Annotated in this window: 15 protein-coding genes and 1 pseudogene; all 16 read left to right on the top strand. The window is 42.7% G+C overall.

Features of this window, described 5'->3' with window-relative positions; all coding sequences use genetic code 11:
* The first annotated feature begins 2 nt into the window (after positions 1-2).
* The 16 genes and pseudogenes from BACHE_RS12820 (at position 3) to nhaA (ending at position 14964) form a co-directional block, all read left to right on the top strand.
* Entirely contained in the window at positions 3-1466 is a 1464-nt protein-coding gene (locus tag BACHE_RS12820) for a B12-binding domain-containing radical SAM protein (RefSeq protein ID WP_013548131.1), read from the top strand.
* 12 nt (positions 1467-1478) lie between these two features.
* The gene (locus BACHE_RS12815; protein ID WP_013548130.1) at positions 1479-2231 is read left to right on the top strand and encodes a glycosyltransferase family 2 protein; all 753 of its coding nucleotides are present in this window, start codon (positions 1479-1481) and stop codon (positions 2229-2231) included.
* A 6-nt stretch (positions 2232-2237) separates the two neighbouring features.
* The gene (locus tag BACHE_RS12810) at positions 2238-2462 is read left to right on the top strand and encodes a hypothetical protein (RefSeq protein WP_013548129.1); all 225 of its coding nucleotides are present in this window, start codon (positions 2238-2240) and stop codon (positions 2460-2462) included.
* A 134-nt stretch (positions 2463-2596) separates the two neighbouring features.
* Positions 2597-3430 (top strand): putative polyvalent protein kinase domain-containing protein, encoded by an 834-nt coding sequence (locus BACHE_RS12805; RefSeq protein ID WP_013548128.1) that lies wholly within the window; start codon positions 2597-2599, stop codon positions 3428-3430.
* A 210-nt stretch (positions 3431-3640) separates the two neighbouring features.
* A complete protein-coding gene (locus BACHE_RS12800; protein WP_013548127.1) occupies positions 3641-3847 on the top strand; it encodes a hypothetical protein in 207 nt (68 codons plus the stop codon).
* A 156-nt stretch (positions 3848-4003) separates the two neighbouring features.
* The gene (gene lipB / locus BACHE_RS12795) at positions 4004-4666 is read left to right on the top strand and encodes a lipoyl(octanoyl) transferase LipB (RefSeq protein ID WP_013548126.1); all 663 of its coding nucleotides are present in this window, start codon (positions 4004-4006) and stop codon (positions 4664-4666) included.
* Between the two features lie 68 nt (positions 4667-4734).
* Positions 4735-7197, top strand: coding sequence for a phenylalanine--tRNA ligase subunit beta (gene pheT / locus BACHE_RS12790; protein ID WP_013548125.1), 2463 nt, complete (start codon positions 4735-4737; stop codon positions 7195-7197).
* Between the two features lie 44 nt (positions 7198-7241).
* Positions 7242-7979, top strand: coding sequence for a YebC/PmpR family DNA-binding transcriptional regulator (locus BACHE_RS12785; protein ID WP_013548124.1), 738 nt, complete (start codon positions 7242-7244; stop codon positions 7977-7979).
* Positions 7979-8224 carry a TIGR03905 family TSCPD domain-containing protein gene (locus tag BACHE_RS12780; protein ID WP_013548123.1) on the top strand — a complete coding sequence of 82 codons (246 nt, stop codon included), beginning with the start codon at positions 7979-7981 and terminating at the stop codon, positions 8222-8224. The genes BACHE_RS12785 and BACHE_RS12780 overlap by 1 nt, the downstream gene beginning before the upstream one ends.
* A 130-nt stretch (positions 8225-8354) precedes the next feature.
* Positions 8355-9617, top strand: a complete 1263-nt coding sequence (locus BACHE_RS12775; protein ID WP_013548122.1) for an Nramp family divalent metal transporter — start codon at positions 8355-8357, stop codon at positions 9615-9617.
* Between the two features lie 35 nt (positions 9618-9652).
* Entirely contained in the window at positions 9653-10417 is a 765-nt protein-coding gene (locus BACHE_RS12770) for an exodeoxyribonuclease III (protein WP_041579837.1), read from the top strand.
* A 24-nt stretch (positions 10418-10441) separates the two neighbouring features.
* Entirely contained in the window at positions 10442-10909 is a 468-nt protein-coding gene (locus tag BACHE_RS12765; RefSeq protein ID WP_013548120.1) for a C-GCAxxG-C-C family protein, read from the top strand.
* Positions 10910-11066: 157 nt separating this feature from the next.
* A complete protein-coding gene (locus BACHE_RS12760) occupies positions 11067-11267 on the top strand; it encodes a winged helix-turn-helix domain-containing protein (RefSeq protein ID WP_013548119.1) in 201 nt (66 codons plus the stop codon).
* A 136-nt stretch (positions 11268-11403) separates the two neighbouring features.
* Positions 11404-11615 (top strand): annotated as a pseudogene (locus BACHE_RS12755) (glycoside hydrolase family 16 protein); the annotation flags it as partial.
* A 210-nt stretch (positions 11616-11825) separates the two neighbouring features.
* A complete protein-coding gene (gene lepA / locus BACHE_RS12750; RefSeq protein WP_013548118.1) occupies positions 11826-13607 on the top strand; it encodes a translation elongation factor 4 in 1782 nt (593 codons plus the stop codon).
* Positions 13608-13647: 40 nt separating this feature from the next.
* A complete protein-coding gene (gene nhaA, locus BACHE_RS12745; RefSeq protein WP_013548117.1) occupies positions 13648-14964 on the top strand; it encodes a Na+/H+ antiporter NhaA in 1317 nt (438 codons plus the stop codon).
* Positions 14965-14978 lie beyond the last annotated feature (14 nt).

The raw sequence follows: 14978 nt of genomic DNA, 5'->3' as shown, positions 1-14978 counted from the left end.
TTATGAACATTTATTTTATTAATCCCCCCTTTAAAGCTGAGTTTGGGAAATTCTCCAGAGAGTCCCGTAGTCCGGCCATTACAAAAAGCGGTGCTTTATATTATCCTTTGTGGTTGATTTATGCCGCATTATATTCTCAAGAACATGGGCATAAAATACATTTTTTGGATGTCCCGGCCAAACAGTTGAATGAAGAACAATCATTGGAAATTATTCAGAAAGAAGACAATGAAAGGACTTTGTTTGTGCTTGATACGAGTACACCTTCTATAAAAAGTGATGTGGCTTTTGCCGAAAGATTAAAGAAGCTATATCCTTCTTCTTTTATTATTTTGGTGGGTACACATCCTTCTGCCTGTCCGGAAGAAACATTAAGGTATTCTTCTGCTGTAGATGCTATAGCCATTGGCGAGTATGACTGCATCATAAAAGAATTGGCAGATTCATTGCAGAATAGTACAGAACTTCAGTCAGTCCGTGGATTATGTATGCGGATAGAAGATGGATTCATTCGTACTGAAAAAATGCCGCCTCTGAAGGATTTGGACGAGTTGCCATTTGCCTCACAATTCATTAAAGAACATTTGGATGAAAAAGATTATTTTTTTGCAGCGGCTACTTATCCGTCTATTCAGATATTCACAGGGCGTGGATGTCCGTTCCGTTGTAACTTTTGTGTGTACCCACAGACCATGCACGGACATGCTTTTCGTGCCCGCTCTGCCGAAAATGTGGTTGCCGAGTTTGAATATATTGCGGCAAACTTTCCCGATGTGAAGGAGGTGGTGATAGAAGACGATACCTTTACAGCCAACAAGAAGCGTGTGCTGGATATTTGTAGGCTATTGATGGAAAGAAAACTTCAAAAGCGATTAAAATGGTTATGTAATGCACGTGTGGATTTGGATTTGGAAACTATGTGCATCATGAAAAAGGCAGGATGTCGCTTGATTATTCCAGGTATAGAAAGTGGCAATCAGCAAATTCTTGATAATATAAAGAAAGGGACGAAAGTAGAACAGTTCTATGAATATGTGGCAAATGCCAAGAAGGCTGGTTTATTGATTCATGCCTGTTATATGATAGGCAATAATGGAGAAACAAAAGAGACGATGGCTGAAACTTTGAGGTTGGCATTGAAACTGAACACAGATACCGCTCAATTCTTTCCATTAATACCATATCCGGGTACGGAGGCGTATCAATGGGCTCGTACAAATGGTTATATTGTTACAGATTATGATAAATATTGCTTGCCTGATGGTACGCATAACACAGTACTTTCCACTCCTGAACTTACAGCCGAAGATATGGTAGCATTTTGTAACATGGCCCGTAAGAGATATTATCTACGCATCAGTTATATTTTTCATCGCCTGCGTGTAGGCTTGGCTAATCCTTCTGACTTGAAACGCTCTATCAAAGCTTTTGGAAAATTAAAGCATTATCTATTTAGCAGTAAATAATCCGTTTGTTTTATGAATGAAATGGTTTCTGTCATTATGCCTGTTTATAATGCAGAAAAGTATGTGGAATTTGCTATTGATTCTGTCTTGGCGCAAAGTTATTCAAATTGGGAACTGCTGATTGTGGATGATTGTTCTACGGATTTATCCGTTGGTCTTATTGCTGATTACGTAGAAAAGGATAGTAGAATTCGTCTATTTCACACAGATAAACCTTCCGGGTCTCCTTGTGAGCCTCGCAATGTCGGTATAAGAAATGCGCAAGGGCGTTATATTGCTTTTTTGGATAGCGATGATGTATGGTTGCCCGATAAATTGGAAGAACAGTTAAGACTGTTTGATGATGTGAGCACCGCCATCGTGTATTCCAATTATGAGAAAATCAGTGAAGAAGGAGAACGGGGACAAAGAATTGTGACAGCTCCATCGCAAGTTTCTTATAAAGAGCTGTTGAAAGGGAATGTGATAGGTAATCTCACGGGGATATACGATACGGAGAAAGTTGGCAAGATTTATTGTCGAAATATGCACCATGAAGACTATATATTATGGTTGTCTATATTGAAGAAAGGGTATGTAGCGAGGAATACAAATGCTGTTCATGCACTGTATAGAGTGAGAAAGCAGTCTGTGTCTGCCAATAAGCTATCTGTTATTTTATGGCAATGGAATATATACAGGAATATTGAAAAAATCGGATGTTTGAGGGCGTGCTATTATTTTATCCATTACGCTTATCGTGCCTTGTTGAAAAATAAAAAATAAAAGGATATGAATTACAAGATTATTGATACACAAAAAATCGTTGATTACATCAACTCATTCTCCGGTTCGACTATTCCGGTAGACGATATTCTGCAACACTCCGGTGCGGAGAAGCTCCGTGTATATCCCGCCCTCTTTGAACTGGAGCAAAGCGGTTGGCTGGAAGTGGTGGAGCGTGAAGAACTGGGTGCGCCTGCGGTGGTGCGTAGGAGCGAGGCAAACGACAGGTAACAGCGGTTACTATGTTTTTAGGCGGCAGCCGGGACAGTTCCTTAGGGAATGGTTCCGGCTGCTTTTTTATTAATAAATTGGGAAAGTTTGTGTATTTGGTTTTAATTTTCTACCTTTGTATAATTGATAGGAATATGAGAATGAATAATTCGGATTTTTGGGCATCAATAAAGGCAATCATAAATAAAGGCTTTACGCCTGAAAGTCTGACAAAATTAGACTGTTATGCGGAACAATTCATCAGTGGCCAACTTATATATAAACGATTTTCACCGGCTGAACAGCATGGCTGCGCAAAGGGAGGTTTGTGTCATGTCATTGCATCCATACTCGCGGGAGCAAAAACTGAAGCAGATTATGACACTGAAGGAATCACGGACTTCAAAAGAGAGCTCCAATGCGGAGCGGAGCAAGCTCTGATAATAGAAAAATGGGCAAGAATTGTAGGCGTTTGGACAGACGATGTAGAACGAAATCTGCAAAGTTCTTTGGGTGATGAAATCGCAGAAGGTGGTGAAGCAAAGGTTTACGATAATGGTTCTAAATTGGTTAAATCTATAGGTCTTGATTATTTTGTACAGCCCATACTTGCTCTTGATAGAATATCTCTTCATAACGCTTATTTTCCGGAAACAGCTATCACAGTCATTGGCTTTGGAAGAAATGAGGACGGTGACTTCAAAATTATTGTAGAACAGCCTTTTATTGCAGGAAAACGGGCTTCTGATGAAGAAATAGCTTGTTATATGAGGAATATGGGTTTTGAATTGCGCAATCCTCGAAACTGGACGTATAGTACTCCTGAGATATATTTGAGTGATATGCATGATGAAAATGTAATAAAGTCTGAGGCTGGTACATTTTTTGTGGTGGATTGTGATATCCGCATTAATACTCCACAACTTAATCAAGGTGGTATTCGGAGCTTGGTTACAGAAATGGTATTTGCTGACACTCAGGCAAAATAATGTCATGTCTGCTCCGTGAAGAACTGGGCGCACCTGCGGTGGTACTCAGGAACAAGGCAAACGATAGGTAACTGCGGTTATTATGCTTTTAGGCGGCGGCCGGGACGGTTCTTTAGGGAATGGTTCCGGCTGCTTTTTATTAATAAGTTGGGAAAGTTTGTGTATTTGGTTTTAGTTTTCTACCTTTGTATTCCAAAGGAGACTATGAATATGGATTCTACATTGTCAACAAAATATAAGACCATAACGGTTACTATACCGGAAGTTGATTTCAATATGCTGAAAACTTTAGCAAAAAAGCTGGGGTGGAGCATTGAAAAAAAGTCCGGCATAGAGCTTGCTATGGATGACATCAAGGCGGGACGGGTCTATAAATCCGCAAATACGGAGGAATTGTTTAAAGATATATTGGGCTGATGTATTCAATAGAATATACCGGCACACACTCTGACTTATTCTGAAACTTGTAATTTATACTTGTATCTGGTTTTAGCTTCCTATTCTCTGAAAATGCGTATCTTTGCATATATCTCTTAAAACAGACAAGATTGATGAATATATCTCCTTATAATTATGAAATTGGAAATATCAGATTGGGAAATAATGCCATACGCCGAAGCATGGAATCGGCAGACAGAGTGGTTTGACGTCCTTGTGTGTGCCAAACAGGCAGGAGAGGAGTATGTAAATCATATCGTGCTTTGTGAACACCCGCACGTATATACTTTGGGACGTAGCGGAAAGGAAGGAAATATGTTGCTGAGTGACGAACAGCTTGGCAGGATAGGAGCGACCCTGTACCACATTGACAGGGGAGGAGATATAACTTATCATGGACCGGGACAGTTGGTTTGTTATCCTATTCTCAATCTTGAAGAATTTTCTTTGGGATTGAAAGAATATGTGCATCTGCTGGAGGAAGCTGTGATTCGTGTCTGTGCTTCGTATGGCATTGCTGCGGGACGCTTGGAAAAGGCAACCGGGGTGTGGCTGGAAGGAGATACCGCCCGTGCCCGCAAGATTTGCGCGATCGGTGTGCGTAGCAGCCATTATGTCACGATGCACGGACTGGCCCTGAATGTGAATACGGATTTACGCTATTTCAGCTATATTCATCCTTGCGGATTTATAGACAAGGGTGTCACTTCCCTGCAGAAGGAGTTGGGACGTGAGGTTCCTATGGAAGAGGTGAAGGAAAGGCTTTGTAAAGAGCTTAGGGATTTTTTGTTGTCATAATTCCCCACCAACCGAAAAATCTTATTAACTTTGCGGGTCACTTTTGGAAACAATAAAAAAATAATGATATGAATATCTCTTATAATTGGTTGAAAGAGTATGTCGATTTCGATTTGACACCGGATGAAGTTGCTGCGGCACTAACGTCTATCGGACTGGAAACCGGAGGCGTAGAAGAAGTGCAAACCATTAAAGGCGGACTGGAAGGACTGGTTATCGGCGAAGTGCTGACATGCGAAGCTCATCCTAATTCAGACCACATGCACATCACGACCGTTAATTTGGGACAAGGTGAACCTGTGCAGATTGTGTGTGGAGCTCCGAATGTAGCTGCCGGACAAAAAGTGGTGGTCGCCACGTTAGGTGCAAAACTGTATGATGGTGATGAATGTTTTACTATCAAAAAATCAAAACTCCGTGGTGTGGAATCCAACGGTATGATTTGTGCCGAAGACGAAATTGGTATCGGTACGGATCATGCAGGAATCATTGTATTGCCTGAGACTGCTGTTCCGGGCATGCTTGCCAAGGATTATTATAACATCAAGAGCGATTACGTGCTGGAGGTGGATATCACTCCGAACCGCGCAGATGCCTGTTCACATTATGGTGTAGCCCGTGACCTGTATGCCTATTTGGTACAAAACGGAAAGCAGACTTCGCTGAAGAAACCGGCGGTGGATGCTTTTGCCGTAGAAAACCATGACTTGGATATCAAGGTGACGGTAGAGAATAACGAGGCTTGTCCCCGGTATGCAGGTGTTACCGTTAAGGGAGTAACGGTAAAGGAAAGCCCCGAATGGTTGCAGAATAAACTCCGTATCATCGGTCTGCGTCCTATTAACAATGTGGTAGATATCACGAACTATATTGTTCATGCATTTGGCCAGCCGTTGCACTGCTTTGATGCAGATAAGATTAAAGGCGGTGAGGTGATTGTGAAGACCATGCCTGAAGGTACTCCGTTTGTAACGTTGGATGGAGTGGAACGTAAGCTGAACGAACGCGACCTGATGATCTGCAACAAGGAAGAAGCCATGTGCATTGCGGGTGTATTCGGAGGGCTGGATTCGGGATCTACCGAAACAACCCGGGACGTGTTTCTTGAAAGTGCTTATTTTCATCCGACATGGGTACGTAAAACCGCCCGCCGTCACGGTCTGAATACGGATGCTTCTTTCCGCTTTGAAAGAGGTATTGATCCCAATATCACGATCTATTGTCTGAAATTGGCTGCATTGATGGTGAAAGAGCTTGCAGGAGGTACTGTGGCTTCTGAAATAAAAGATGTTTGTGCTGCTCCTGTCAAGAATTTCAGAGTGGAGCTTTCGTACCAAAAGGTGCGTTCGCTGATAGGCAAGGAAATTCCGGAAGATACAATCAAGAGCATTGTAACAAGCTTGGAAATGAAGATTGTAGATGAGACTGCCGAAGGTCTGACTTTGGACGTGCCTCCTTACCGTGTGGATGTACAGCGTGATTGTGACGTTATAGAAGACATCCTGCGTATCTATGGGTATAATAATGTGGAGATTCCAAATACGTTGAAGTCCAGTCTGACTATAAAAGGGGATTGCGATAGATCCAATAAATTGCAGAATCTGGTGGCGGAGCAGTTGGTAGGATGCGGCTTTAATGAGATACTGAACAACTCGTTGACCCGTGCCGCGTACTACGATGGATTGGAATCTTATCCTCCAAAGAATCTTGTAATGCTGATGAATCCGCTGAGTGCTGACTTGAATGCCATGCGCCAGACCTTGCTTTTCGGTGGATTGGAAAGCATCTCTCATAATGCCAACCGCAAGAATGCGGATCTGAAGTTCTTTGAGTTCGGCAACTGTTATCACTTCAGTGCAGAGAATAAAAATCCGGAGAAAGTGCTTGCTGCTTACTCTGAAGAATACCACCTCAGCTTGTGGGTGACCGGGAAAAGAGTTTCTAACTCATGGGCGCATCCCGATGAAAACAGCTCGGTGTATGAACTGAAGGCATACGTTGAAAATATCTTTGCCCGTCTGGGATTGTGTATGCATGACTTGGTTGTAGGTAATTTGACCGATGATATTTATGCTACCGCACTTTCTGTACAGACAAGAGGTGGTAAGCGACTGGCTACTTTCGGTGTAGTGACGAAGAAATTACTGAAAGCATTTGATGTTGACAATGAAGTATATTATGCTGACTTGAACTGGAAAGAGTTGATGAAAGCCATCAAGAGCGTGAAAGTAAGTTATTCGGAAATATCCAAGTTCCCGGCTGTAAAACGTGATTTGGCCTTGTTGCTTGACAAGAAGGTACAATTTTCTGAAATAGAAAAGATTGCATACGAAACGGAGAAGAAGCTGTTGAAGGAGGTATCATTGTTCGACGTTTATGAAGGCAAGAATCTTGAGGCGGGAAAAAAGAGTTATGCTGTAAGTTTCTTGTTGCAAGACGAAAATGCTACATTGAATGACAAGCAGATTGACAAGATCATGTCGAAACTGGTTGCCAACCTGGAAAACAAGCTGAATGCCAAGTTGCGCTGATACAAATTCAAGATTTATAATTCATAATTTAAAATATAGTTCCAATGGGAAGAGCATTTGAATATAGAAAAGCTGCCAAATTGAAAAGATGGGGTCACATGGCAAAGACCTTTACGAGACTGGGTAAACAAATAGCTATTGCTGTAAAGGCCGGTGGTCCGGAGCCGGAGAACAATCCGACCTTACGTTCGGTTATCGCTACATGTAAGCGTGAGAATATGCCGAAGGATAACATTGAACGCGCCATCAAGAATGCAATGGGTAAGGATCAGAGTGATTACAAGAGTATGACATACGAGGGATATGGACCTCATGGTGTGGCTGTTTTTGTAGATACTCTGACAGATAATACCACCCGCACGGTGGCTGATGTACGTTCCGTTTTCAATAAGTTTGGCGGAAACCTGGGTACTATGGGTTCATTGGCTTTCTTGTTCGATCATAAGTGTGTATTCACTTTCAAGAAGAAAGAAGGTATCGATATGGAAGAACTTATCCTTGACTTGATAGATTATGATGTAGAGGAAGATTTTGAGGAGGATGAGGAAGAAGGGACAATCACCATCTACGGTGATCCGAAGAGTTATGCCGCTATCCAGAAGCATTTGGAAGAATGTGGCTTTGAAGATGTGGGAGGTGAATTTACTTACATCCCGAATGATACGAAGGATGTAACTCGCGAACAACGTGAAACTATCGACAAGATGGTGGAACGTCTGGAAGAGTTTGATGATGTACAGACGGTTTATACGAATATGAAGCCGGAAGAAAGTGAAGACTAATGACATATACATATAAGACTAAAGGCACATGCAGTTCGAACATCGAGCTTGATGTAGAAAACGGTATCGTGAAAGAGGTCGCATTTTGGGGTGGATGTAACGGAAACCTGCAGGGGTTGTCCCGACTGGTGAAGGGAATGCCTGTAGAGGCGGTGATTACCCGTCTGGAAGGGATCTGTTGCGGAGGACGCCCGACTTCTTGTCCCGACCAGTTGTGCAAAGCACTGCATGAAATGGGATATTGAAACTCTCCTGCTTTACAAAGATGAGATTGAAGCCCCTGGTATCGGAAGATGCCGGGGGCTTTTTTTTGAACTTAAATGTAGTGTATTTGTTATTAATTGAGTATTTTTACGCTTTTAATTGACAAATATAATGAAGAATATTCTGAAAGATTTGAAACGGAGAGACCATAAACGTTATTTGGGTGGTCTGGATGTTTTTAAATATATAGGTCCCGGATTGTTGGTGACGGTGGGGTTTATAGATCCTGGAAACTGGGCATCTAATTTTGCGGCAGGTTCTGAGTTCGGCTATTCATTACTGTGGGTGGTCACTTTATCGACAATCATGCTGATCGTATTGCAACATAATGTGGCGCATCTGGGGATTGTGACCGGTTTGTGCTTGTCTGAAGCTGCCACGCAATATACTCCTAAGTGGGTATCTCGTCCTATTCTGGGTACTGCCGTGCTGGCCTCCATTTCTACCTCGCTGGCGGAAATATTGGGAGGAGCCATTGCCTTGCAGATGTTGTTTGACATTCCGATAATATGGGGATCTGTGTTGACGACAGCTTTTGTGCTTGTAATGCTTTTCACCAATTCATACAAGAAGATAGAGCGCTCCATCATTGCATTCGTATCTGTTATCGGCCTTTCCTTTATCTACGAATTGTTTCTGGTGAAAATTGACTGGCCGATGGCTGCGCAAGGATGGGTGACTCCATCGTTTCCTCAGGGAAGTATGCTGATTATTATGAGTGTGCTTGGAGCAGTGGTTATGCCGCATAATTTGTTCCTTCATTCGGAGGTGATACAGAGTCATGAATACAACAAGCAGGATGATGCTTCCATCCGTAAAGTGCTGAAATATGAACTTTTTGATACTCTGTTTTCCATGATTGTGGGGTGGGCCATCAACAGTGCGATGATTCTGCTGGCGGCAGCAACCTTTTTCAGCGGGGGAATTCAGGTGGAAGAATTGCAGCAAGCCAAGTCATTGCTGGAGCCTTTGCTGGGGAACAGCGCTGCCGTTGTCTTTGCATTGGCGTTGCTGATGGCAGGCATTTCTTCCACGATAACCAGCGGCATGGCGGCAGGCTCTATTTTTGCCGGTATTTTCAGTGAGGCTTATCATATTAAGGACAGCCATTCTCAGGTGGGGGTGGTAATCTCTTTGGGTGTCGCTTTATTATTGATATTCTTTATTGGGGATCCGTTTAAAGGACTGTTGATTTCGCAGATGGTATTGAGCATCCAGTTGCCCTTTACGGTCTTTTTGCAAGTCAGCCTGACTTCTTCCCGTAAAGTGATGGGGCAATACGTGAACAGTAAATGGAGTACATTTGTGCTTTATACGATTGCAGCTATTGTCACGGTTTTGAATATTATGTTGTTAATTTCGGAAATGATATGAAAATGAATAATAATGCTTCTAAGAAATATGCGAACATGAAAATTATTACATACAACGTCAACGGTCTGCGGGCTGCCGTGACAAAGGGCTTTCCCGAATGGCTCGCACAAGAACAGCCGGATGTGCTTTGTCTGCAAGAAACAAAGTTACAGCCGGAACAGTATCCGGCGGATGCGTTGGATTCTTTGGGATATAAACATTATTTATATTCTGCACGGAAAAAGGGATATAGCGGAGTGGCTATTCTGGCTAAGCGTGAGCCCGATCGTGTGGAATATGGCATGGGAATGGAGGAGTATGACAGCGAAGGGCGCTTTCTTCGTGCTGATTATGATGATTTGTCCATCGTTAGCGTATATCATCCTTCGGGAACCAGTGGTGATGAACGTCAGGCTTTCAAAATGGTCTGGTTGGAGAAATTCCAGGAATATGTATTGGAATTGCAACGTACACGTCCGAAATTGATTCTTTGCGGGGATTATAACATTTGTCATGAGCCGATAGATATTCACGATCCCATTCGCAATGCGACCAACAGTGGATTCTTACCTGAAGAACGGGAATGGATGACACGTTTTCTGGACGCCGGCTTTACGGACTCTTTCCGTTTTTTGCATCCCGACAAACAGGAATATACGTGGTGGAGCTATCGTTTCAATTCACGTGCAAGGAATAAGGGCTGGCGTATAGACTATTGTATGGTGAATGAGCCGGTGCGTCCGATGTTGAAGGACGCAAGGATATTGAATGATGCCGTTCATTCGGATCACTGTCCTATGTTGCTGGAAATAACTGAATGAGAATGGATAATAACCGAATGGGAAATGGAATTGGAAGATAGAATAGAAAGGTCTGTTGAACTTTTCAAAAGTGGCTATAATTGCTCGCAGTCTGTTGTGGCTGCTTTTGCCGATATGTATGGCTTTACGGAGGAACAGGCATTGCGTATGTCAGCTTCTTTCGGTGGAGGCATTGGACGTATGCGGCAGACATGCGGCGCCGCATGCGGTATGTTTCTGCTTGCAGGATTGGAGAAGGGGGCGACCGATGGCAAAGACCGTGAAGGCAAAGCAGCCAACTATGCACTGGTGCAGGAGTTGGCAGAGGAATTTAAGAAACGCAACGGTTCCATGATTTGTGCGGAACTTTTGGGATTGAAAAAACCGGAAGGTTCTTCAGATCCCGAAGTGCGTACAGAGCAGTATTATGCCAAACGTCCCTGTGTCAAGATGGTAGAAGAGGCTGCTAAAATATGGGCAGAATACTTGGAAAGGGCCGTAATTAGCTCTTGACAGACTTAAAGAGTGCTTTTTTCCTGACATAATATAGAAAAAAACAGATAATAAAGTGTTATATAACATAAAAATAACTATCTTTGTGACCGAAATAAAATCTGAACTATCTGACAGAACGGATTTTTGAGCATGTCTAACTAAAAACAAAGAGAAAATGTTAAGAGAAAAAGCTGGTGAAACTGCAGGAAAAATTTGGAATGCGCTGAATGAAACTGAAGGTTTAACTGCTAAACAAATCAAGAAAGCTACGAAATTGGTAGATAAAGATTTGTTCCTGGGCCTTGGATGGTTGTTGAGAGAAGATAAAATTTCTACTCAAGAAGTTGAAGGCGAACTGTTTGTGAAGCTGAACTAAGAGGGACTGACCGGAATGTTATAAAAAGATGCGTTGATATATGTTGTCAACGCATCTTTTTTGTATCTGTCTTTTATTGTCCGAAAGTTATGATCAGGCTTATGTGCAGGATGGAAAGCTGGTGTTGATTGCCGAGAAAGTGAACGGAATTACTACTTTGGTTTATCCCAATTTGCACTTGACCGATGAAAATGTCAAAAAGCAATGGCCGTTCGACACTTCTTTTTATTTGATTCTGAATTATGCTTTGGGTGGCGCGGGTACATGGCCCGGCGTTATTACCGACAGTGAGTTGCCGGCTAAAAGGAGATCGATTGGGTGAAAGTCAGTCGGCTTACAGATCAATGATATAATTATGAAGAAGCTTCCACATGACATGGGTATTTCCGATGGATATTAAATAAATTGCTTTTAAAACCTCATATTTTTCATTATATTTGCACCCGCAAAAATCAAGGCAGGATATTCGTTATACAGACTTTATCTTACGGATATTTCACAGTTTAAAGTTCTTGATTTTTGCGGTTTGCTTATTTATTAAGAAGATAATAATAAACGATGAAGAATATACGCAATTTTTGTATTATAGCTCATATCGACCACGGAAAATCAACTTTGGCTGACCGTCTTTTGGAGTTTACCAATACCATACAAGTGACTGCGGGGCAGATGCTGGATGACATGGACTTGGAGAAGGAGAGAGGTATCACCATTAAGAGCCATGCCATTCAGATGGAATATACATATAAAGATGAAAAGTATATTCTGAATTTGATTGATACTCCGGGACATGTGGACTTTTCGTATGAGGTTTCACGTTCCATTGCAGCATGTGAAGGTGCGTTGCTTATTGTGGACGCTTCGCAAGGTGTGCAGGCGCAGACCATTTCAAATCTCTACATGGCGATTGAGCATGATCTGGAAATTATTCCTGTCATAAACAAATGCGATATGGCAAGCGCCAACCCGGACGAGGTAGAAGACGAAATTATTGAGTTGCTGGGGTGCAAGAGCGAGGAAATTATCCGTGCTTCCGGCAAGACGGGGATGGGTGTGGAAGAAATCCTTGCAGCGGTGATTGAGCGCATCCCTTGCCCGGAGGGTGATGAAGAGGCTCCGCTGCAGGCTTTGATTTTTGACTCTGTGTTCAATTCTTTCCGGGGTATCATAGCTTATTTCAAGATTGTGAACGGCGTTATCCATAAAGGTGACAAAGTTAAATTCTTCAATACAGGCAAGGAATATGATGCTGATGAAATCGGGGTACTCAAGATGGATATGGTAGCTCGCCAGGAATTGCGTACAGGTGATGTAGGTTACATTATATCGGGTATAAAAACCTCTAAAGAGGTAAAGGTGGGAGATACGATCACTCATATAGCACGTCCATGCAGAGAGGCCATAGCAGGCTTTGAGGAGGTGAAACCGATGGTCTTTGCTGGGGTTTATCCCATAGAGGCGGAAGATTTTGAAGATTTGCGCTCTTCTTTGGAGAAACTTCAGTTGAACGATGCTTCATTGACTTTTCAGCCTGAGTCTTCTTTAGCTTTGGGATTCGGATTCCGTTGCGGTTTTTTAGGATTGCTTCACATGGAAATTGTGCAGGAACGTCTGGATCGGGAGTTTGATATGAATGTGATTACGACAGTGCCCAATGTCTCTTATAATATTTATGACAAGCAGGGCAATATGACTGAAGTGCATAATCCCGGAAGTATGCCTGATCCTACTATGATAGACCGTATTGAAGAGCCTTATATCCGTGCTTCCGTAATCACTGCCACCGATTATATCGGTCCTATAATGACCCTGTGTTTGGGCAAGCGTGGCGAACTGGTAAAACAAGAGTATATTTCCGGTAATCGTGTAGAAATATATTATGATATGCCTTTGGGAGAAATAGTGATTGACTTCTATGACAAATTGAAGAGTATCTCCAAGGGATATGCTTCTTTTGACTATCATCCCAATGGTTTCAGACCGTCCAAATTAGTGAAGTTGGATATATTGCTGAACGGTGAGCCGGTAGATGCCCTTTCCACCTTGACACATTTTGACAATGCTTATGATTTAGGCAAGCGCATGTGTGAGAAGCTGAAAGATCTGATACCGAGACAGCAGTTTGATATTGCCATTCAGGCGGCTATCGGTGCGAAAATCATTTCCCGTGAAACCATTAAGGCTGTGCGTAAAGATGTGACGGCAAAATGCTATGGTGGAGATGTGAGCCGTAAGCGGAAATTGCTTGAAAAACAGAAAAAAGGCAAGAAGCGAATGAAACAGATCGGTAATGTGGAAGTGCCTCAGAAAGCATTCCTTGCCGTACTGAAGTTAGATTAAAACAGTCCCTTTTCTTAATCTTAAATCCCTTATTTGTAAAATGAAGATTTTTTCAATAAAGAACCGTTTGTCGCTGAATGTCTGGGCAAGCATTTTATTGTTTATGGTAGCCATAGTGGCCGCTTGCATTGCCAATTCGCCATTAGCAGAGGTATATCAGGATTTTTTGTCGCAAGAGTTGCATCTCCGTATCGGAGGCTTCAATTTGTTTTCTCATGGCGGGCATCCCTTGAAGATGATTGAATTCATCAATGATTGTCTGATGGCTGTTTTCTTTCTGGCAGTGGGCCTTGAAATAAAACGCGAGTTATTGGTAGGTGAACTGTCTTCTTTCCGTAAAGCGGTTCTTCCTTTTATCGCCGCGTGTGGTGGTATGTTGTTGCCGGTTATAGTCTATTCTTTACTGGTGGTGCAAGGTACTCCCGATATGCGGGGAATGGCTATTCCGATGGCTACTGACATTGCTTTTTCGCTGGGAGTACTCAGTCTGCTGGGCAAACGTGTTCCATTGAGCCTGAAGATATTTCTGACTGCCTTTGCTGTGGTGGATGATATTGGAGGCATTTTGGTAATTGCCATTTTTTATAGTTCGGAAGTAGCCTATTGGTACTTGGTGGCGGCAGTTGTGCTTTATGGTCTTCTTTATTATCTGGGCAGAAGAGGAATGACTCAGAAAATTTTCTATTTGGGTGGTGGCATCATTATCTGGTACTTGTTCCTTCAGTCAGGCATACACAGCACTATTTCGGGTGTGCTTCTGGCATTTGTGATTCCTGCCCGTCCAAGGTTGGATGCCGGCAAATACATTAAACGCATACAGAATGTTATCAGCGAATTTCCTGTTTCCAAATCCGATGACATTGTACTGACCAATGAGCAGATTGCAACACTGAAGCAAGTGGAACGTGCTTCTGATTTTGTAATCAGTCCTTTGCAGTCATTGGAGGACAATCTCCATGGAGTGGTGAATTTTGTCATTCTGCCACTGTTTGCTTTCGCCAATGCAGGGGTGGTTCTTGGCAGTGGAGGAGGTGATGTCATAGGTGACGTAAGTATAGCTGTGGCTGCCGGACTGCTTGTCGGAAAGTTTGCTGGTATCTATATTTTTACATGGCTGGCCGTAAAGAGTGGTTTGGCTTCGATGCCTGCCGGAATGAATTGGAAAAATATAGGTGGTGTCGCTTTGTTGGGTGGTATCGGTTTTACGGTTTCTTTGTTCATTGCCAACCTTTCTTTTGCAGCGGATTATCCTGATCTGTTGAATCAAGCCAAGTTCGGGGTACTTCTCGGTACGTTTGTGGCAGGTGTTTTAGGTTACGTTGTGCTGAATGCTGTACTTCCGAAGTTCCGGAAATAGAATATCTGTCTTTC

The sequence above is a fragment of the Bacteroides helcogenes P 36-108 genome (assembly GCF_000186225.1).
In the GTDB taxonomy this organism is placed as follows: Bacteria; Bacteroidota; Bacteroidia; order Bacteroidales; family Bacteroidaceae; genus Bacteroides; species Bacteroides helcogenes.
Note: the sequence above shows the minus strand (reverse complement) of the source record. Positions and strands in the feature narration are given on the sequence as shown.